Genomic DNA, 18,959 nt, shown 5'->3' on the forward strand with positions numbered 1-18,959 from the left:
CCCGGCACACCGGCATCCGACCGGCCGATCCGATCAGTGCGACGCGAAGACGTCGCCGAGGAACTTCGCGACGTCGGTCTGGGACGGCCGCGACGCAGGGAGATGGGTGTACAGGCCGTAGAAGCCGTGGATCTGGCCGTCGTACCGCTCGAGGCGGGCGGTCCCGCCGGCATCCTGCAGTCGGTGGGCGAACTCCTCACCTTCGTCGCGCAGCACGTCGAACTCGGCGGTCATGACGAGCGCCGGCGGCAGTCCGGACAGGTCGTCGGCACGCGACGGCAGCAGGTACGGGTCCTCCAGTTGGGCCGGATCGGCCACGTACTGCTCGAAGAAGAAGTCCATGCTGTCGGCAGTCATGCCGTAGCCGGTCGCGAAGTCGTCGTACGACGCGTGTCCGTCCCGCGGATGCCCGAGGACCGGGCAGATCAGGACCTGCGCGGCGACGGCCGGCCCCTGCTCGTCGCGCGAGCGGAGGCAGATGGCGGCGGTGAGGTTGCCGCCGGCGCTCTCCCCGCCCACCGCGATCCGGGCCCCGTCGATCTCCGGCCCACCGGTGACGGGTGCGTGCACCGTGCCGCCGCGGGACAGCCACTCGACCACCGCGTAGCAGTCGGTCAGGGCGGCCGGGAACGGGTTCTCGGGGGCGAGCGGGTACTCGATCGACGCGACGGCGATGCCGGCGTCGTGGCAGATCGCATGGCAGGCCACGTCGTTCTCCTCCACGGTGCCGATCGTCCAGCCGCCGCCGTGGATCCACACGAAGACCGGGACCGGGTCGTCGGTGTCGGGCAGATAGAGGCGGACCCGGATCTCCCCGGACGGGACCGGGACGGTGAGGTCGGTGACCGACCGGATCGGTTCGAGCGGCCCGGTGGGGGGCAGCGCGTCCTGGAACATCCGGCGCAGGTCGGCGGCGGTGAGCGGTGGTGCGTCGGCCGGTGGTGCGTCGGACGGGGTCGCGGCGAGCATCTCGGCGACGGCGGGATCTAGCGGCATGGGTGCCCCTCGTTTCTCGGTTGGCGGGATGCGATGGTCATCGGGCCTCGGCGACGAGGATGCGGGGGCATCCCGGCAGCGCGACGGTGTCGACGTGGGCCCAGCCGGCGGCCTCGAGCCAGCCGCGGACCTCGGACTCGGGGTAGACGATCGTGCCGTCGATGACCAGGTACTCGCCGGCGTGCAGGGCGTCGATGCGGCGCTGGCGGGCGTCGTCGTCGAGGAAGAAGTCGAGCAGCACCAGGCGGGCGCCGGTGCGGGCGGCGCCGCGCGCGTTGCGCAGGATCGCGGCGTTCTGTTCGGCGTCGAAGCGGTGGACCACATGGTTGACCATGACGAGGTCGTGGTCGCCGACCGGCTGCGCGGTGGGGGTGTCGGCGCCGATCACCTCGGCGCGGTCGGTGAGTCCGGCGGCGGCCAGCTCCTTGACCACCGACTCGACGGCCGCCGGATCGAACACGAACGTGGTGTGCAGGTCGGGGTTGGCCTGCATGGCGGCGACGGAGAACCCGCTCGCGAGCCCGCCGAGGTCGAGCATCGAACGGTACGGCCCGAAGTCGAAGGCGCCGACGAGCATCCGGGCGTGCAGGGCGTTGTAGTTCATGACGCCGGCGAGGAAGTGGTTCCAACGTTCGCCCTCGAGGTCGAGGGTGCCGGGTTCGGTGGTGTCGACGGTGCCGTCGAACTGCAGCCAGTGGCCGTAGCTGATGTCGTTCAGGAAGGCGAGGAAGTCGCCCAGGTCGAGGTCGGCGTGCTCGCCGGTGAGGTAGGCGGCGGACTCGGCGGTGAGCCGGTACGTGCCGTCCGCGCGGTCGAGCAATCCGAGCGAGTTCATGGCGTCGGCCAGGATGCGTGTCATCTGTTGGGATACAGGGAGTTTCGTGGACAGGTCGGCCAGCGTGAGGGGGCCGTCCGCCAGAGCCTCGAACAGGCCGATGCGGCGAGCGGCGAACAGTTGCTTGGCGCCCATGTAGCCGACGGCGATGTCGACGATGGCGGCGGGGGAGGGAGCGGTCATGGTGTCTCGCTTTCGGGATGCCGGAACGCCGTTCCGGACGGGTCGGACGCGAACTGCCGGAAAATCTACATTCGTAGAATAAACATGTCCAGGTCTTCCTCGGGTGGGAATTCGACACGGGCCCAGTCGAACCTGGGTTCGGAGTGGGGAGTGGAAGCCGGCGCCGGCGCTCGTTTGCCGACATGTGTAGACAAACCGGCAATCGGGGTCTAGCGTGATCCGCGCCACAGTCTGTGGCTCGTAGTTGAAACGCCGTCGTTCCGGGCTGCCGTGGGCGGGGTGCGAAGTGACGTCCTGCCGGCTGCCCGTGTCGAGCGAAAAGCACTTCCCGCCAAACCGTTCCGCTTGCTCGCCGTGCGCCGGCCCGTGCCGGATCGAGGATGCGCGAGGGGCGTGCGCCCGTCGCGTCAGCCCGCAGAGCTTCGAGAAGAAAGATTCCGATGAAAAGAACCTGGAAGGCTGTGGCTGCGTCCGCCGTCGCCCTCGTGCTCACCGCGTGTTCGGCGGGTGCCACGGGTGGCGGTGCCGGGGGCGGTCAGGTCGACGAGTTGAAGATCGGCACGTTCCTGGACCTGACGTCCTGGGATCCGGCCAAGGCCGACATCGGTTTCGACGGCCCCTACCTGTCGGCCGTGTACGACCCGCTGATCGCCCTGGACGACCAGTCCCGGCCGATCCCGGCGCTCGCCACACAGTGGAGTTACTCGCCGGACGGGTTGACGCTGTCGATGGATCTCCGGTCCGGTGTCACGTTCGACGACGGTCAGGTATTCGACGCCGACGCCGCGGTCGCCAATCTCGAGCACCTCCGGAAGGGGGTGCGCTCCTCCGAGGCATACGGCAGCGTCGACGGCATCTCGAAGGTCGACGACGACACGATCGCCGTGCACCTGAACAAGCGGGACGACACGCTCCTCTACTTCATGGGACTGGGGCGCAGCTGGATGGCGTCGCCCGCCGCCATCGCGTCCGGCACGCTCGACGCCGGGCCGGTCGGCTCCGGGCCGTACACGTTCGAGGCGTCGCAGTCGACCGCCGGCTCCCAGTACGCATTCACCAAGAAGGATCGGCACTGGGATTCGGCCACCTATCCGTTCCCGTCGGTCCGGCTGCTGCCGATCACCGACGCGGCCGCGAGCAGCAACGCGATGCTCTCCGGGCAGCTCAACGTGAACTACGCGAACCCCGCCGACCGGCCGCGGGCCGAGCAGAACAACTGGAACATCGCGTCGGGCGTGGCGACGTGGGTGGGGCTGCAGTTCGTCGACCGCACCGGACAGCGTCTGCCCGCGCTCGGTGACGTCCGGGTGCGTCGCGCGCTCAACTACGCGTTCGATACCGCTGCGATGCTCTCGTCGATCGGCAACAAGGCCGGTGAGCTGACCAATCAGTTGTTCACCGCCGACGATCCGGGCTACGACCCCGCGCTCGACGGCAAGTACGCGTACGACATGGCGAAGGCGAAGTCGCTGCTCGCCGAGGCCGGCTACGGCGGCGGTTTCTCGGTGACGATGCCCATGACCACGATGTTCCAGCCGTGGCAGCCCGCCGTCGAGCAGACGTTCCGTGAACTCGGCATCAAGGTGACCTGGGACAACGTGTCGCCCATGGACTATCAGAAGAACGCGCCGACCTACCCGATGTTCATCGCCGTCGTGGCCTTGGACTCGAACATGATGGCGACGGTCAACCGGCAGATCACCGTCCCGCAGTGGTACAACCCGGAGCCGGGCATCGCGTCCCAGCCGGAGATGGCCAGGCTCGCGGAGACAGCGCACACCGCGACCGGCCAGGACCAGGTGGACGCGGTCCGGGAACTCAACGCGCAGGTGGTCGACCAGGCGTTCAACGCGGTCTGGTACCAGGCGAACAACACCTACTTCAGCGTGCAGGGCGTCACGGTCACCCCGATCACCGGAACGATGTTCCCGCCGCTGCGCTTCATCCAGCGCGGCTAGCGCCGTTCGTGTGGCGGGCCGCCCAGACCGGCGGCCCGCCACCGCCAAGGAGTCCAACATGGTCAATCTGATAGTCAAGCGACTCGCGTCGGGTATCGCCCTGCTGCTGATCGTCACCAGCGCCGTGTTCTTCATGGCGCATTTCGCGGTCGGGGACCCCACCGCAGGTCTGCTCGGGAACAGTGCCACCGAGACGCAGCGAGCCGCTCTCCGTGAGCAACTCGGTCTCGAACGTCCCCTCGTCGTGCAGTACTGGGACTGGTTCTCGCACGCCGTGCGCGGCGACTTCGGTACGTCGTGGCGTAACTTCCAGCCGGTCGGAGACCAGATCGCACTGCGCCTGCCGGTGACACTGTCGGTGGTCGTCGCGGCGACCGTCCTCGCGGGCGTCCTCGGCGTCGCGATCGGCATCGTGTCCGGCCGGCATCCCGGTGGCGCCGTCGACCGGACACTCAAGCTGGCATCCGTCGCCCTGTTCGCACTGCCCGGATTCTGGGTCAGCCTCGTGCTGGTGATGTGGTTCGCGATCCAGCTGCGCTGGTTCCCGGCGGTGGGCTACGTCGCCCCGGCCGAGTCGGTCACCGGGTGGCTGCGCTCGATCACGCTGCCCGCCGTATCCCTCGCGCTCGGCGGGATCGTCATGCTCGGCGAACAACTCCGCAACGCGTTCGTCCAGGTCTCCGGCTCGGACTTCGTCCGCACGCTGCGTGCCCGCGGCCTCCCCGAGTCGCGGGTGACCCGGCACGTGGTGCGGAACGCGTCGTCGTCGACACTCGCCGTCCTCGCCCTGATCTTCGTGGGACTGCTGGGCGGCGCGGTCGTCGTCGAGATCATCTTCAACCTGCCGGGCATCGGCAGCCTCACCCAGTCGGCCTCACAGATCGGAGACATTCCCGTCCTCCTCGGATTGACGGCTGTGACAGTCGCATTCGTCGTCATCGTCAACCTCCTGCTCGACGTCGTACTCGGGTGGGTCAACCCGAAAGCGCGCCAGTCATGACCACTGCCCCGCTCGACCCGCCCGTTGCGTCGCCGTCGCACCGTGGAAGCATCGCGTCCCGGTTCTTCCGCCGTCCGCTCGGCACGATCGCGTTCGTGATGCTGGCCGTGGTCCTCGTCGTCGCGATCCTCGCACCGGTTCTCGCACCGTACGATCCCAACCTCGTGGACTTCGCGCTCACCAAGGCGCCCCCCGGTGCGGGTCACCCGCTCGGCGGTGACTCCGCCGGCCGGGACATCCTCAGCCGGTTGCTCTTCGGCGCGCAGACCACCCTCTATGGGGCGTTCGTGACGTGCCTGACCGGCCTCCTCCTCGGCACCCCCGCCGGTGTCGCGGCCGGCTACTTCGGCGGCGGCCTGGATCGGGCCTGCACATGGGTCAGCGACGCCGTGCAGTCGGTGCCGGCCATGATCGTGCTGCTCATCGTCGCGTCCGGCAGCGGTTCGAACTTCACCGTGCTGATGGTCACCATCGGAATCTTCCTGGCCCCCGGATACTTTCGGATCGCCCGGTCGCTCGCGCAGACGGTACGCCGCGAGGCCTACATCGATGCGGCGCAGGTCTCCGGTCTGAAGACCGGGAGGATCCTCGCCGCGCACGTGGCACCGTCGGTGTACGCGCCGATCATCATCCAGACGGCCCTCACCGCCGGCATCGCGATGGGCATGCAGGCCGGGCTGCAGTTCCTCGGTGTCGGGTCCGCGTCGACCCCCAGTTGGGGCGCGATGATGAACGACGGCTTCCTCAACATGCTCAACCATCCGCTGATCCTGCTGTGGCCGTCGCTGGCACTCGGCATCACGATCGCCTCGCTCGCGCTGGTGGGATCGACGCTCGCCGACGTCGTCGGGGCGCCCACCGTCGTGCCGCGCCGTAAACGTCGCGCCCCGCGCCCCGGCGGTGTCACCCCGCCGGCACCTCGCGCGGCAGAACAGGATCCGGCACCGGAGCGCGACCCGTCGGGGGCCGCGCTCCGGATCGAGAACCTGCGCGTCACCTACCCCGGCCCCGACGGTGACAGGGAGGTCGTGCACGAGGTGAGCCTCTCGGCCGCACCCGGCGAGGTCCTCGGCATCGTCGGTGAGTCCGGCTCCGGCAAGTCCCAGACGATGTTCGCGGCCCTCGACCTGCTGCCCGCCGGCGGTGAAGCCCACGCCGACGGCATCTGGATCGGCGGCACCGAGGTGGGATCCCTGCCCCGGCGTCGGCGGCACGCCCTGTTCGGTTCCGGAATCGGTTACATCCCACAGGAACCCATGACCAACCTCGACCCCTGCTACACGATCGGACACCAGCTCACCGAGCCGCTGCGCGTCGTCGCCGGACTGTCGAAGACGCAGGCCCGTGATCGGGCCCGTGACACCCTCGCCCGCGTCGGGATCGTCGACCCGGATCGGGTGCTCGCGTCGTATCCGCACCAGATCTCGGGCGGTATGGCGCAACGGGTACTCATCGCCGGCGCGGTCATCTGCAAGCCGGCACTGCTGATCGCGGACGAGCCGACCACCGCCCTCGACGTCCTGGTGCAGGCCGAGGTCCTCGACCTGCTGCGGGAACTGCAACGGGAGGACGGAATGGCTCTCGTGCTGGTCACACACAACTTCGGGGTCGTCGCCGACATCTGCGACCGCGTCGTCGTCATGAGGGACGGCCGCGTCGTGGAGGAGGGCCCGGTGGACCGTATCTTCGCCGACCCGGCCGACCCGTACACCGCCGAACTCATCGGCGCCTCCCTCGACGACACCGACTGTCGGGGGCAGATCGACGGCGCCAGCGCCGAGACCGAGAGGACCGTGAACGCATGACCGGCACCATCGACACCACCGATCCGTTCGCACCCGACCGGCCCGGGACGGCGCTGCTCTCCGCGGAGAACGTCGTCGTCGAATACCCGGCCCGTGGCAAGAAGACGTTCCGTGCCCTCGAGGGTGTCTCTCTCGACATCGGACAGTCCGAATGCGTCGGGCTGGTCGGCGGCAGCGGGTCCGGCAAGTCGACGCTCGGCAAGGCGATCCTCGGGCTCGCGCCCGTCGCGAGTGGCCGGATCGTGTTCGACGGCACCGACATCACCCGGGCCCGGGGCGCGAACCGCCGTAGCCTGTCGCGCAGTATCCAGGTGGTGTTCCAGGACCCGTACGGGTCGCTGAATCCGCGGATGACCGTCGGTGAGGTCCTCGCCGAACCGCTCGTCGCGTCGGGCACGGGGAAGTCCGCGGCCCGCAGTGCCGTCACCGAGGCCCTCGATCTGGTCTCGCTGCCCCGTGGTTCCGCGGACCGCTACCCGAGCGAGTTCTCCGGCGGCCAGCGGCAGCGGGTCGCGATCGCGCGGGCGCTGGTGCGCCGGCCACGCCTGATCATCTGTGACGAACCGGTCAGCGCACTGGATCTGACGACGCAGGCATCGATCGTGGACCTGTTCATCGACGTCCAGCGCAACACCGGGGTGTCGTACCTGTTCGTCTCGCACGACCTGAACGTGGTGCGCCGTCTCTGCCACCGGGTGTCGGTGCTGCACCACGGCACCATCGTCGAAACCGGTGACGCCGAGGCGGTGACCCGGTCGCCGCGGCACGAGTACACCCGCAGGCTGCTGCTCGCGTCCCCGGTCGCGGACCCTGAGCGGCAGGCGGCCCGCCGACGGGAGTGGGCGCGGCTGCGCGAGACGGCCTGACCGCTCCCCACGACGAAAGCCCCTGTGCTGTGACGCACAGGGGCTTTCGCGTGTCGCGGGTTACCGTGCCGGTGCCAGGACGGGCGACGTGGCCTCGCGTCGGCGCACGAGCGGTGCGACCACCGTCCACACGACGACGGTGGACGCCACACTCGCGGTCACCATCGTCACCGCCATCGTGACCGTGTTCGCGCCGCCGAGCGAGACCAGCGGTGCGACCAGCGGGCCGGCCACGAACGTTGCCGTCCCGAGCAGGGCAGCTGCTGTCCCGGCATGTGCGGCATGGGATTCGAGTGCGAGTACCGAACTGTTGGGCGACGACATGCCGCTGCAGGCGAGCAGCACGGCGAGGGCCGTCAGAACCGGGAACAGTCCCGCACCGGTGAGCGCGAACCCGAGCATGGCGAGTGCGGCGGCCGTCGTCGCGGTCGACGCGGCCACATACATTCGCAGGGGGCCGACTCGGGTGACGAGGGCCCGGTTGAGCTGCGCGCCGAGCACCGACGCCACCGAGTTGGCCGCGAAGATCAGGCTGAACGCCTGCGGGCCCAGGTGGTGCTCGTTCTGCACGACGAAACTGATCGACGCGAGGTACGTGAAGAACGTGATCCCACCGAACACGAGCGCGGTGAGGATCGCCACGAACGCCCGGTCGCCGAGCACCACCGCGAAATGCCGGCCCGTGGCGGCCGGCCCACCGCCGTGCCGGCGTTCCGGGGGCAGCGTCTCACGCAGGGACGTCGCGCCGATCGCGAAGATCGCGGCACCGAATCCGGCCAGGACGACGAAGATGCCCCGCCAGCTCATGACCGTCGCGAGCTGACCGCCGATGACGGGCGCCAGGATCGGGGCCAGCGCGGCCACCAGTGCGAGCATCGACAGCAGCCGCGAGAGTTCTGCGCCGTCGAAGAGGTCGCGGGCCACGGCCAGCGCCATGACGATCCCGGCCGATCCGGCGAGCCCCTGGAGGAACCGGACCGCCAGCAGGACTTCGATGTTCGGTGCGGCGGCGCATGCCAGGCTGAGTACCGCGAACAGCGCCACACCGACGAGCAGTGGTGGGCGCCTGCCGAACCGGTCGCTGAGCGGTCCGACGACGAGTTGGCCGAGACCGAGCCCGATCATCGACGCCGACATCGTGGCCTGCGACAGCGCGTCGCTGGTGCCCAGGTCGGCGGCCAGCTGCGGCAGCGACGGCATGTACAGGTCCATCGACAGCGGCCCGAAGACCTCGAGCGCACCGAGGACGAGGATGCTGCGGCGCAGGCTCATCACCGGCGCCGCGGGGGCCGTCACACCGACCCCTGCGTCGCCGTGCCCAGCACCCGGTCGATCCACGAGAGGCGTGCGTCGTCGGACGCCGCCGCGACCGCGGTACCGGCGGAGAACCCGGAGAAGCCGTGGTAGCCACCGGACCACACGTGCAGCTCGGCGGTGCCACCGGACGCCCAGATGCGGCCCGCGTAGGCGATCGCCTCGTCCCGGAACACCTCGGCGGCGCCGACGGTGACGAACGCCGGCGGCAGCCCGGACAGGTCGGTGGCGCGGGCGGGTGCGGAGTACGGGGACACGGCGTCGGTGAAGCGGTCGGCGCCGAGGATCGCGTCCCATGCGGTGTCGTTGTTGTTGCGGTCCCATGCGCCGATCCCGTCGTACTGGCGGGCCGACACGGTCTCGTTGCGGTCGTCGAGCATGGGGCAGTCGAGGAGCTGACCGACGAGGTCCGGGCCGCCGCGGTCGCGGGCCATGAGCGCGACCGCGGCGCTGAGTCCGCCGCCCGCGCTGGCACCGCCGACGAGGATCCGCTGCGGGTCGACACCGAGGGCGGCGGCGTTGCCGGCCAGCCAGCACAGTCCGGCATAACAGTCCTCGGCGGCGGCGGGGCCGGGATGCTCGGGGGCGAGCCGGTATTCGACGCTCACCCCGACCGCACCGGTGCGCAGCACCAGGTCGGCGAGGCCGTCGAGTCCGAAGAAACGGTTGCCGAGGATCATGCCGCCGCCGTGGATCTGGTAGATCGCGGGCCGGCCGGCGGCGGGTGCGCCGCCGTCGCGGGGCCGCAGGATCGTCAGTTCGATCTCGGGGGCACCATCCGGTCCGGGCACCCGCCGGTGCTCGACGTCGACGGGGCGGTCGCCGATCTGGGTGTCGGCAGGCGGGACGATCGTTTCGAAGTGGGCGCGGTTGACGTGGATCGTGCCCGCGCGCAACGGGATCCGTTCCACGAGGTCGAGGAACGCGGCCAGGCCCGGTTCGAGGTCGGGATCGTAGGGGACGGGCGGGACGGGAACGTAGGTCATGGGCTCGGCTTTCTGGGAAGGGATGCGGCGTCGCCCCCCGGACCGGATGTCCGAGGGGCGACGGGGGATCGGGGATGGGCGGCTGTGGCTGCGGCCGCGATTACGGCCCGGCCGGGTCGACGACGCCGGCGTCGGCCTGCAGGTCGGCGACCAGATCGCGCAGCGGCTGCGCGCCGACACGTTCGACGAGGTCGACGGCGCCGAGGTTCTCGCGCAGTTGGGTGATGCTCGTGGCCCCGAACAGGGTGGTGGTGTTGGCCGGGTGGGTGAGTGTGAACGCGACGGCCAACTGGGCGGCGGTGGTGCCGAGTTCGGCGGCGATCGCGACGAGCTTCGGGGCGACCTCGACGATCCGCTCGCGGATCCCGCCGGGGTCGCGGCCGATCTCCCGCTGCGGAGTCTTGCCGGCGAGGATGCCGCCCTCCATCACGTCGGAGGACTGCATGGTCAGGCCGCGGGCCCACAGGGCGGCGAACGGTTCGCCGTCGGGGATGGCGCGGCGGGCGACGCTGTACTTGAGTTGCGCGATCTGCGGTCCGGGGACGCCGTCGGCGGCGGCGACGTCGAGCAGGGTGCCGACATTGACGGCGGACCAGTTGTTCACTCCCCACGCGCCGATCAGGCCGGCGTCGCGCAGGTCGGCGAGGTCGTGGACGAGGCGGGTCAGGTCGAGGCCCTCGGTGCGCAGGTCGCCGAGGATCACCAGGTCGGCGTGGTCGGTGCCGGCGCGCAGCAGCGCGTTCTCCAACTGGTCGCGCAGCGGCTGCGCCGGGTACGGCTCGAGCCACAGCTTGGCGGAGAGCTGGTACTGCTCGCGGTGCAGCCCGGCGGCCCGGACGATCGCCGAGAACAGCACGTCGGTGAACACCGGCGGGTGCCCGGGCATGCTGTAGACGCCGACGTCGAACAGGGTGATACCGCGGTCGACGGCCTCGGAAACCATCGCGACCGCGTCGCGGAAGTCCATGCGGTCGTAGGTGTGCCACGAGCCGAGGGCGAGCGTGGAGGTCAGGGGGCCGTCGGCGCCGATGCGGCGCTGTGGGATCGGGGCCAGGGCAGTGTCGGGCATGGGGGTCTCCTTCGGGAGCAGGGGTCAGGGCAGGCGGGGGTCGACGACGGCCTTGATCTCACCGAGCCGGTGCATCGAGGCGAGCGCGTCGGATGCGGATCCGAGTCCGACCGGGGTGCTGAACAATTCGTCCCACGGGAAGCGGTCACCGAACGTGCCGAAGAACTCGACGGCCCGGTAGTAGTCGGCGATGTCGCCGTTGAGGGAGCCGACTACGGACAGTTCCTTGCCCATCACCGTGCCCAGGGCGACGGGGGTGGCCACCGGTCCGGTGCTGCCGACGATCGCGACCGTGCCCCGGTGCGCGGCCACCCCGATCGCCTCCTCGCCGACGCTGGGTGCGCCCGCGAAGTCGAACACGTAGTCGGCGCCGCCGCCGGTGAGGTCGAGGATGTGCTCGATCCGCTCGGCCGGGGCGGCCGACAGGTCGACGGTGTCGGTGGCGCCGAACGCGGTGGCGGCGCGCAGTCGGTCGTCGGGGCCACCGACGGTGACGATCCGGCCGGCGCCGGAGATCTGCGCGAACGCGGTCGCGAACAGGCCGAGGGCGCCCGCACCCTGGACGACGACACTGGCGCCGGGACGGATGCCGCCGACGCGGGAGAAGGCGCGCAGCACGGTCTTGGCGGCGCAGCCACTCATCGCGGCGTGGGTGTCGGCGACCTGTTCGGGCAGCAGCAGTTTCGCGGCACCGGGGGTGACGTAGCAGTACTCGACGAGCCCGCCGGTGGCGTACGGGGCGACGTCGGAGCGTTGCAGGAAGCCGTAGCCGCGGGACGAGCACGCGACAGGCTCGCGCAGCACCGTGCAACCGAAGCAGGTGCCGCACGTGGATTCGGACCAGCCGATGCGGTCGCCGATCGACACGGGACGGCCGAGGGTGTCGACGGTGCCGTCACCGACCGCGACGACGGTGCCGACCATCTCGTGCCCGAGGACCATCGGCAGCATGCCGGGGAAGGTCATGGCGCCCGACCACAGGTGGACATCGGTGCCGCACAAGGAGGTACAGCTGACCTGGACCAGGGCGGCGCCGGGTTCGACGGTGGGCGGCAGCGGGATCTCGCCGATGCTCAGGGGCTGTCCGTGCGCGGTGAGGACCGCGGCGCGGGTCGAGACGCGTGGCGTGGTGGATACGGGCAATTCGGTCTCCTTGATCGGGGTGGACATCGCCGTGAATTGCTTTAGTCTACGAGCGTGGAAATAAAATCACCAGAGTTTCCGGAGGCGGATTTCGCCCCACCTGCTGTGAACGTGACTGACGCACACGCGGATTCGGTCGTCCTCGGAGCGACCGTATCGGCACTCGATCCCGATGCCCGTCCGGCGACCGCGCTCGCGATCCGCGGCGGACGGATCGTCGCGACGGGCGACGAGCGCGACGTCCGGCACCTGATCGGACCCCGCACCGAGGTCCTCGAATTCGCCGGACGGGCCCTGGTTCCCGGTATCAACGACTCGCACCTGCACGCCGCGTGGCTCGGCGCGATGTGGCCCGCCACGCTCCTCGGCGGCGGAACCGACCCCGCCGACCCGCCCCCGGCCCTGGTGACCGCGGCGGACCGGCGCGCGGCGATCCTGCGAGCGGTGCGGATCGCCTCCGGCCTGGGCATCACCAGTTTCACCGAACCGGGACTGGGGCCGGGGGAGGACGACGGCCCCACCGGGTGTTTCTCGTCCGCCGTTCTCGACGAGTACGCGGCCCTGTCGCGGGAGGGCGCCCTGGATGCGCGCGTCACGGTGCTGCGCCTGTTCGGGGAACTCGACGGGCCGAGCGCCGTGGCGAACCTCGAGCGCGGACTGGACACACCTGTCCCGCAGTCCGACCCGCGGTGGCTGCGGGTGGCCGGGGTGAAGATCTTCGCCGACGGCATCCCGCCCATGCGGACCGCGTGGACCCACCACTGCTACGCCGACGGCACCGACGGTGCCCTGCTCGTCGACGGCGCCGACGCGGCCGAGCGGGAGGCGAACCTGCGCCGGATGATCGCCCTCGCGCACGCGCGCGGCCTGCAGATCGGCGTCCACGCCACCGGGGACCGCACCATCGAGACGATGGTCGACGCGCTCGCCCGTGAGCAGCAACGGGATCCGCAGCGGCCCCGGCACTACGTCATCCACGGCGACCTGGTCACCCCCGAGATCCTCGGCCGGATGGCCGCCGTCGGGGTGGGTCTGAACACCCAGCCGTGCATCGCCGCGCAGACCCGCGGGTGGATGGCCGGCGCCCTCGGCGACGAGATCGCCGGCGCCGCCTGGCCGCTCGAACAGGCCTTCGCCGCCGGGGTGCCGGTGTCGCTGAGCTCGGATGCTCCGGTCCTCACCCCGGACTGGCGGCTCGGGATCGCGGCCGCGGCCGCGTCGATGCCGGACGCGGTGCGCCGCGACCCGCGGGCGGTGATGCGGCGGCTGCTGCGCTGCTACACCGTCGAGCCGGCGGTGCAGGATCGCGCCGAGCACTGGAAGGGCACGCTTGCCGTCGGGATGGCCGCGGACGTCTGTGTCCTCGAACAGGATCCACTCGAGCTCGCCCCGAGTGAACTGCCCGACGTCGCGGTCGATGCGACGATCGTCGACGGCCGGACGGTGTTCCGCCGGAGCTGAGCCTCGTGGGGGCGGGACGTACCCGCCCCCACCACGACCGGCTCAGGCGAGGAGTTGGCCGCCGTCGACAGCCAGGCTCACTCCGGTGATGTGGGCGGCCCCGGGGCCGGCCAGGAACACCACGGACGGCACGACGTCGTCGACCCCGGCGATGCGTCCGGACGGAATCCGCGACTCCCATGCCGCCCGGGCCTCGGCGTTGCTCGCGAACTCGGCGGTCATCGGCGTGAGCACCGGTCCGGGGGCGACGGCATTGACCCGGATCCCGTCGGCGGCGAACTCGATCGCGGCGGACCGGGTGATGGCGTCGACGGCGGCCTTGGTGGCCTCGTAGTGCCCGAGTCCGGGGGTGGGCTGGCGGGCGCCGATCGAGCTGACGTTGACGATCGCACCGCGCGTGCCGTGCGTCATCATGTGTGCCCCGACGGCGCGGGTCATCAGGAAGGTGCCGCGGAAGTTCACCCGGAGCACGGTGTCGAGAACCTCGACGGGCAGGTGGACGAGCGGTGCGCCGCCGGCGGCCAGGCCGGCGTTGTTGACCAGGACCTCGATCGGCCCGTGCTCGGCGGTGACGGCGGCGACGGCGGCGTCGATCGAGTCCGCGTCACCGATGTCGACGCGCACGTGTCCGGCGCCGATCTCCTGCGCGGTGGAGGCCGCGGCCGCGGGGTCGATGTCGGCGACGACGACGCGGTCGCCGGCGGCGACGAAGGCCTCGGCGATACCGCGGCCGATACCGCTCGCGCCGCCCGTGACGAGCACCGTGCGTCCGCTGGATGTGTTCATGGTGAGACCTCCATGGGTCGGAGAGGAGTGATTTCTGTTGAGCGCGTGAGAGTTCGGAGAACGTCCGGGATGGCACACCGTCCGCTCGCTATGTTATACAAGCGTAGAAAATAAATGTGACGGAGGCAACAGGAGGTGGACGGATGACCGAGAGCATCACGACCCCGAGGCGTCGGCTCGGGCCCGGTGGGCCGGAGGTGTCGCTCCTCGGGCTCGGCTCGTGGAACACGTGGGACCGCATGGACTTCGACGATGCGGTGGCGCTCGTCCACCGGGCCGTCGACGCGGGGGTCACGCTGTTCGACGTCGCGCACTACAACATGGGCCCGCACGCCGAACAGGCCCGGACCGACATCATCTTCGGCGAGGTGATCCGTGCGGCCGGTGTGCCCCGCGGCGAGTACCAACTGTGCGGCAAGCTGTGGCTGTGGGAATACCCGGCGACCGGGTTCGGCGAGCAGATGGTGCGGTCCCTCGACCGGATCGGGATCGAGTCCGCCGACACCGTGGTGGTCGGCGACTACTTCGAACGCCCCGACATTCCACGCCTGGTCACCGATGTCGGCGAGCAGATCCGAGCCGGCCGGTTCGCGAGTTGGGGTGTCAACAACTGGATCGCCGACGACCTGCGCGCAGCACTCGATTTCGCTCGAGCCGAGAGCATTCCGGCACCGACCTTCGCGCAGCTCAAGTACAGCGTCGTACGCCGCAGCATGGCCGAGGGGTCGCACTACGGCGCACTCTTCGCCGACGGCACCCTGGCGTTGCAGGCCTCCGACGTCCTCGAGGGTGGCATCCTGGCCGGAAAGAAGCATCCCGACCGCAAGATCGGCGCCGATCCGGGGGAGATCCGGGAGCGGATCCGCGACGCCGCGGACACGGTCGCGCGGATCGCCGCCGAGTTCGGGGTGACCCCGGCGCAGTTGTCGGTCGCGTTCTGCCTGGGCAACCCGGCGGTCGCGAACGTGCTGGTCGGGGTGAGCCGTATCTCGCAGCTCGAGGACAACCTCGGAGCGATCGAACTGTACGCCCGGCACGGCGCCGAGATCGACGCCGCGCTGTCCGAGCTGTGGCTCGACCGGGAGGTCCGCGCGGACGGCGCCTGGTAGTACCGTCCGCGCGGCTCGCCGTGCCCGCTCAGGATGCGGGTGCGGCGAGGAATTCCTGTGCCGTACTGCGGAACTCGGTGCTCGTCAGGGCTCCGTGGTGGTCGCCGGGGACCCGCACGACGGTCGCTCCCGGAATCAGGGCGGCCAGGTCGTCGATCCCCGCCGTCATGGGGTCGGCGTCGCCGGCCACGAACAGGGTCGGGGTGTCGAACCTGGTGTCCTGCGGCGCGAACGGCTCGGCGCGCAGGCCTTCGATGCAGGTGGCGAGCGCGGCAGCGTTCCGGCCGGGGGTGGTGATCATCGTGGTGATCATCGCGGTCAGGCCGTCGGCCGGGGCGTCGCCGCCGCCCAGGTGGGTGTGGATCGCATCGACGTCGACGGCCCCGAACGGCTCGACGGGACTCAGTCCACCGAGGATCATCTTCCGCACCGTCACCGCCGGATGTCGTGGCAGCTCCCAGGCCAGCCGGGCGCCGAGCGAGTAGCCGATCACATCGACGACGGTCGCGCCGCCGAGCGCCGCCACCAGATCGTCGACCATCGCGGTGGCGGTGACCTGCGCGGCGTCGGAGGGTGCCGGGCTGGCGCCGTGGCCGCGCAGATCGGGAACGATCACGGTCCGGCCTGCCGCCGCGAGCTCCTGCGGCCAGCCGGCGTCCGCCCAGTCGGCGGTGCCGTCGGAGGTGAATCCGTGGACGAGCAGGACCGGGGGACCGGACGGCGGGGCGGTGGGGGTGGTCGTGCGGACGGTCAGGGGTGCGATGCCGGTCCGGGGGTGAGCGGTCACGGAAGCTCCTTCGGAATCTCTGGTGGACGAACCACTTTTAGTCTATGAATGTAGACAATAAAGTCGGGTGGCCGACCGGACAAGGATTTTCCGCAGATTGCACTGGGTCGCAACCGATCCGGTCGATCGATCGAACATGGATACACGGAGGGTGGAGCGCATGACGATCGACGTGCAGTGCCACCGGGTGGGGGCGAGGGACGACTGGCGGCGCCTCGTCAGCTCCGCGTTCGTCCCGCTCGGCGTCGAGACACCGGGCGTCGCGTCGTTCGCCGGGGAACTGCGCCGGTGCGCCGTCGGCGACGTCGGCTGGTCCACCGTGCATGCGACGGCCCACCGGGTCCATCGGACCTGTGGGGACGCAGCGGTGCCGCCCGATCCCGCCTACAAGGTGTCGATGCTCTTGCGGGGCAGTGGCATCCTCGTCCAGGACGGTCGCGAAACTGTACTGCGGGCAGGCGACTTCGCGATCTACGACGCCGGCCGCCCCTATGCCCTCGAATTCGACGACGAGTTCTCGTCGCTGGTGCTGATGTTCCCGCAGTCGATGCTCGACCTGCCGCCCGCGTCGGTCCGCGAGGTGACCGCAGTCGCGACGCGCGCCGACGATCCGCTCGGGCGGGTCGTCGCCCCGTACCTGGCGGCCGTCGCCGCGAATCTCGACGTTCTGACCGGACCGGCAGGGGCCCGCCTCACCCACTCGGCGCTCGACCTGATCTCGACGGCGTGTACCGCCCACCTGGGCCTCGGCGCGAACGAACGTCCGGACCCGCACCGGCAACTCGTCGCCCGCATCCGCGGCTACATCGACGAACACCTCGGTGATCCGGCACTGGATCCACCGCGGATCGCGGCGGCCCACTTCATCTCGACCCGGCACCTGCACAGCCTGTTCCGGGCCGAGAGTCGGACGGTGGCGGCGTGGGTGCGCGGTCGACGGCTCGAACGCTGCCGTCGCGACCTCGCGGATCCGATGCTCGCGGGTCTGTCCGTCGGTGCGATCGGTGCCCGGTGGGGCCTCGACGACCCGGCCCACCTGTCGCGGATCTTCAAGTCCGCGTACGGGTCCAGTCCCAAGCAGTACCGGCTCGCGGCGTCGGGGGCGGGCGCCTGACGGCAGTACCCGCCCCCATACGGTCAGCGGGCTCCGAGGTGCGGATCGGTGTGGGGGTCGACGATGCCCACGTACACGGTGTCGAGGAACTCCTCGACCCCCTCGGTGCCGCCCTCGCGGCCCAGCCCGGACTCCTTGAGGCCGCCGAACGGCGCAGCCGGATTGGAGATCAGCCCCTGGTTGATCGCCAGCATGCCCACCTCGATCTCCTCGGACAGCCGCAGCATCCGGGCCGCGTCGCGGGTGTACGCGTAGCCGGCCAGACCCACCTCGGTCGCATTGGCGAGTGCGATCGCCTCGGCCTCGGTGGCGAACGTGACGACCGGGGCGACCGGGCCGAAGATCTCCTCCCGCAGGATCGCGGCGCCACGGGGGACGTCGGCGAGCACGGTCGGCGGGTAGAAGTGGCCGGGCCCGTCGGGGATCGAGCCACCCGTGCAGACCCGGGCCCCGTCCGCGACCGCGGCGCGAACCAGGGCGTGGACGCCGGCGCGGGCGGTCTCGTCGACGAGCGGGCCGACATCGGTACCGTCCGCGGCGCCGGGGCCGAGCCGCAGCGCAGTGAACCGGGCGGTCAGACCGGCGGTGAACTCCTCGGCCACCGACTCGTGGACGAGGAACCGGTTCGCGGCCGTGCAGGCCTGGCCGATGTTGCGGACCTTGGCGATCATCGCGCCGTCGAGTGCGGCGTCGATGTCGGCGTCCTCGAACACCAGGAACGGGGCGTTGCCGCCGAGTTCCATCGACGTCCGCAGGACGCCCTCGGCGGCCTGGGCGAGCAGACGCTTGCCGACACCGGTCGACCCGGTGAACGACAGCTTGCGCAGCCGCGGATCCCGCAGCAGCGGCGCGGTCACCGCGCCCGCGGAGGTCGTGGGTACGACGTTGACGACGCCGTCGGGTACCCCGGCCTCGGCGAGCAGGGCCGCGAATGCGAGTGCGGTGAGCGGGGTCTGCGCGGCGGGCTTGAGGATGCTGGTGCAGCCCGCGGCCAGTGCGGGAGCGATCTTGCGGGTGGCCATCGCGAGCGGGAAGTTCCACGGAGTGACGAACAGGGCCGGGCCGACGGGGCGCTTGGTGACGAGCAGTCGGGAGCGGCCGTCGGGGGCGTGGGAGTAGCGGCCGCCGATCCGCACCGCCTCCTCGGAGAACCAGCGCAGGAACTCGGCACCGTAGACCACCTCGCCGCGGGCCTCGGTGAGGGACTTGCCCATCTCGGCGGTGATCAGTACCGCGAACTCGTCGGTGCGTGCGATGAGCAGATCGTATGCGCGACGCAGGATCTCGGACCGCTCGCGGGTGGGGGTGCGGCCCCAGTCGCGCTGTGCGGCGGCCGCGGCGTCGAGGGCTGCGGCGCCGTCTTCGGGGGTTGCGTCGGCGACCTCGGCGATCACGTGACCGGTGGCCGGGTCGAGCACGTCGAACGTGGCACCGGTCGACGCGGCCTGCCATCGGCCGGCGACGAAGACGCCGGTGTGCTTGGGGGACAAGGCTTCAGCAGAACGAAGGGGGGAGGTCTGGATCGTCATCGCGCGTCCTCGCGGAGT

The 18,959-nt window shown here is 70.7% G+C and carries 16 protein-coding genes; 7 read left to right on the forward strand and 9 right to left on the reverse strand.

The window, feature by feature from the left end; genetic code table 11:
* Nucleotides 1–33 precede the first annotated feature (33 nt).
* Together E0497_RS03200 and E0497_RS03205 are read right to left on the reverse strand one after the other, a co-directional pair.
* Nucleotides 34–996, reverse strand: coding sequence for an alpha/beta hydrolase (locus E0497_RS03200; protein WP_137723338.1), 963 nt, complete (start codon nucleotides 994–996; stop codon nucleotides 34–36).
* Nucleotides 997–1,033: 37 nt separating this feature from the next.
* Nucleotides 1,034–2,014, reverse strand: coding sequence for a methyltransferase (locus E0497_RS03205; RefSeq protein ID WP_137723339.1), 981 nt, complete (start codon nucleotides 2,012–2,014; stop codon nucleotides 1,034–1,036).
* A gap of 440 nt (nucleotides 2,015–2,454) precedes the next feature.
* On the opposite strand from E0497_RS03205, the gene E0497_RS03210 reads away from it, so the two are divergent.
* The 4 genes from E0497_RS03210 to E0497_RS03225 are packed head-to-tail and all read left to right on the forward strand — an operon-like array spanning nucleotide 2,455 to nucleotide 7,643.
* Nucleotides 2,455–3,972 (forward strand): ABC transporter substrate-binding protein, encoded by a 1,518-nt coding sequence (locus E0497_RS03210; protein WP_137723340.1) that lies wholly within the window; start codon nucleotides 2,455–2,457, stop codon nucleotides 3,970–3,972.
* A 58-nt stretch (nucleotides 3,973–4,030) separates the two neighbouring features.
* Entirely contained in the window at nucleotides 4,031–4,972 is a 942-nt protein-coding gene (locus tag E0497_RS03215) for an ABC transporter permease (protein WP_137723341.1), read from the forward strand.
* Nucleotides 4,969–6,777, forward strand: coding sequence for a dipeptide/oligopeptide/nickel ABC transporter permease/ATP-binding protein (locus E0497_RS03220; protein WP_137723342.1), 1,809 nt, complete (start codon nucleotides 4,969–4,971; stop codon nucleotides 6,775–6,777). The genes E0497_RS03215 and E0497_RS03220 overlap by 4 nt, the downstream gene beginning before the upstream one ends.
* Nucleotides 6,774–7,643, forward strand: a complete 870-nt coding sequence (locus E0497_RS03225) for an ABC transporter ATP-binding protein (RefSeq protein ID WP_137723343.1) — start codon at nucleotides 6,774–6,776, stop codon at nucleotides 7,641–7,643. Before E0497_RS03220 ends, E0497_RS03225 begins: the two co-directional genes overlap by 4 nt.
* Before the next feature lie 60 nt (nucleotides 7,644–7,703).
* On the opposite strand, the gene E0497_RS03230 is transcribed toward E0497_RS03225, so the two are convergent.
* From E0497_RS03230 to E0497_RS03245, 4 genes are all read right to left on the reverse strand, one after another.
* Nucleotides 7,704–8,939, reverse strand: coding sequence for a multidrug effflux MFS transporter (locus E0497_RS03230; RefSeq protein ID WP_206663619.1), 1,236 nt, complete (start codon nucleotides 8,937–8,939; stop codon nucleotides 7,704–7,706).
* Complete coding sequence (locus E0497_RS03235; RefSeq protein WP_137723344.1) at nucleotides 8,936–9,943, reverse strand: alpha/beta hydrolase; 1,008 nt, start codon at nucleotides 9,941–9,943, stop codon at nucleotides 8,936–8,938. Before E0497_RS03235 ends, E0497_RS03230 begins: the two co-directional genes overlap by 4 nt.
* 100 nt (nucleotides 9,944–10,043) lie before the next feature.
* On the reverse strand, nucleotides 10,044–11,012 hold the full coding sequence (locus E0497_RS03240; RefSeq protein ID WP_206663620.1) for an aldo/keto reductase: 969 nt from the start codon (nucleotides 11,010–11,012) through the stop codon (nucleotides 10,044–10,046).
* 24 nt (nucleotides 11,013–11,036) lie between these two features.
* Nucleotides 11,037–12,155 (reverse strand): zinc-binding dehydrogenase, encoded by a 1,119-nt coding sequence (locus tag E0497_RS03245; protein WP_241665681.1) that lies wholly within the window; start codon nucleotides 12,153–12,155, stop codon nucleotides 11,037–11,039.
* 111 nt (nucleotides 12,156–12,266) lie between these two features.
* Here E0497_RS03245 and E0497_RS03250 point away from each other — a divergent pair, with 111 nt between their 5' ends.
* Nucleotides 12,267–13,616, forward strand: coding sequence for an amidohydrolase (locus E0497_RS03250; RefSeq protein WP_137723346.1), 1,350 nt, complete (start codon nucleotides 12,267–12,269; stop codon nucleotides 13,614–13,616).
* A gap of 42 nt (nucleotides 13,617–13,658) precedes the next feature.
* Here E0497_RS03250 and E0497_RS03255 read toward each other — a convergent pair whose 3' ends face one another.
* On the reverse strand, nucleotides 13,659–14,402 hold the full coding sequence (locus E0497_RS03255; protein WP_137723347.1) for an SDR family NAD(P)-dependent oxidoreductase: 744 nt from the start codon (nucleotides 14,400–14,402) through the stop codon (nucleotides 13,659–13,661).
* A 143-nt stretch (nucleotides 14,403–14,545) separates the two neighbouring features.
* Here E0497_RS03255 and E0497_RS03260 point away from each other — a divergent pair, with 143 nt between their 5' ends.
* Nucleotides 14,546–15,511, forward strand: coding sequence for an aldo/keto reductase (locus E0497_RS03260; protein ID WP_137723348.1), 966 nt, complete (start codon nucleotides 14,546–14,548; stop codon nucleotides 15,509–15,511).
* Between the two features lie 28 nt (nucleotides 15,512–15,539).
* On the opposite strand, the gene E0497_RS03265 is transcribed toward E0497_RS03260, so the two are convergent.
* Nucleotides 15,540–16,298 (reverse strand): alpha/beta fold hydrolase, encoded by a 759-nt coding sequence (locus E0497_RS03265; protein WP_241665682.1) that lies wholly within the window; start codon nucleotides 16,296–16,298, stop codon nucleotides 15,540–15,542.
* A gap of 160 nt (nucleotides 16,299–16,458) precedes the next feature.
* On the opposite strand from E0497_RS03265, the gene E0497_RS03270 reads away from it, so the two are divergent.
* Complete coding sequence (locus tag E0497_RS03270) at nucleotides 16,459–17,412, forward strand: AraC family transcriptional regulator (RefSeq protein WP_137723349.1); 954 nt, start codon at nucleotides 16,459–16,461, stop codon at nucleotides 17,410–17,412.
* A 23-nt stretch (nucleotides 17,413–17,435) separates the two neighbouring features.
* Here the strand turns inward: E0497_RS03270 and E0497_RS03275 are convergent, their stop codons facing one another.
* On the reverse strand, nucleotides 17,436–18,941 hold the full coding sequence (locus E0497_RS03275; RefSeq protein WP_137723350.1) for an NAD-dependent succinate-semialdehyde dehydrogenase: 1,506 nt from the start codon (nucleotides 18,939–18,941) through the stop codon (nucleotides 17,436–17,438).
* Between the last annotated feature and the right edge of the window lie 18 nt (nucleotides 18,942–18,959).

The sequence above is a fragment of the Prescottella subtropica genome (assembly GCF_005434945.1).
GTDB classification, from domain to species: Bacteria; Actinomycetota; Actinomycetes; order Mycobacteriales; family Mycobacteriaceae; genus Prescottella; species Prescottella subtropica.

Bases quoted from the DNA above. Each gene is read 5' to 3' on its own strand.
- E0497_RS03235 (WP_137723344.1), bottom strand. From the start codon at position 9,943: ATGACCTACGTTCCCGTCCCGCCCGTCCCCTACGATCCCGACCTCGAA.
- E0497_RS03275 (WP_137723350.1), bottom strand. From the start codon at position 18,941: ATGACGATCCAGACCTCCCCCCTTCGTTCTGCTGAAGCCTTGTCCCCC.
- E0497_RS03215 (WP_137723341.1), top strand. From the start codon at position 4,031: ATGGTCAATCTGATAGTCAAGCGACTCGCGTCGGGTATCGCCCTGCTG.
- E0497_RS03225 (WP_137723343.1), top strand. From the start codon at position 6,774: ATGACCGGCACCATCGACACCACCGATCCGTTCGCACCCGACCGGCCC.
- E0497_RS03205 (WP_137723339.1), bottom strand. From the start codon at position 2,014: ATGACCGCTCCCTCCCCCGCCGCCATCGTCGACATCGCCGTCGGCTAC.
- E0497_RS03255 (WP_137723347.1), bottom strand. From the start codon at position 14,402: ATGAACACATCCAGCGGACGCACGGTGCTCGTCACGGGCGGCGCGAGC.
- E0497_RS03240 (WP_206663620.1), bottom strand. From the start codon at position 11,012: ATGCCCGACACTGCCCTGGCCCCGATCCCACAGCGCCGCATCGGCGCC.
- E0497_RS03260 (WP_137723348.1), top strand. From the start codon at position 14,546: ATGACCGAGAGCATCACGACCCCGAGGCGTCGGCTCGGGCCCGGTGGG.
- E0497_RS03210 (WP_137723340.1), top strand. From the start codon at position 2,455: ATGAAAAGAACCTGGAAGGCTGTGGCTGCGTCCGCCGTCGCCCTCGTG.
- E0497_RS03200 (WP_137723338.1), bottom strand. From the start codon at position 996: ATGCCGCTAGATCCCGCCGTCGCCGAGATGCTCGCCGCGACCCCGTCC.
- E0497_RS03270 (WP_137723349.1), top strand. From the start codon at position 16,459: ATGACGATCGACGTGCAGTGCCACCGGGTGGGGGCGAGGGACGACTGG.
- E0497_RS03220 (WP_137723342.1), top strand. From the start codon at position 4,969: ATGACCACTGCCCCGCTCGACCCGCCCGTTGCGTCGCCGTCGCACCGT.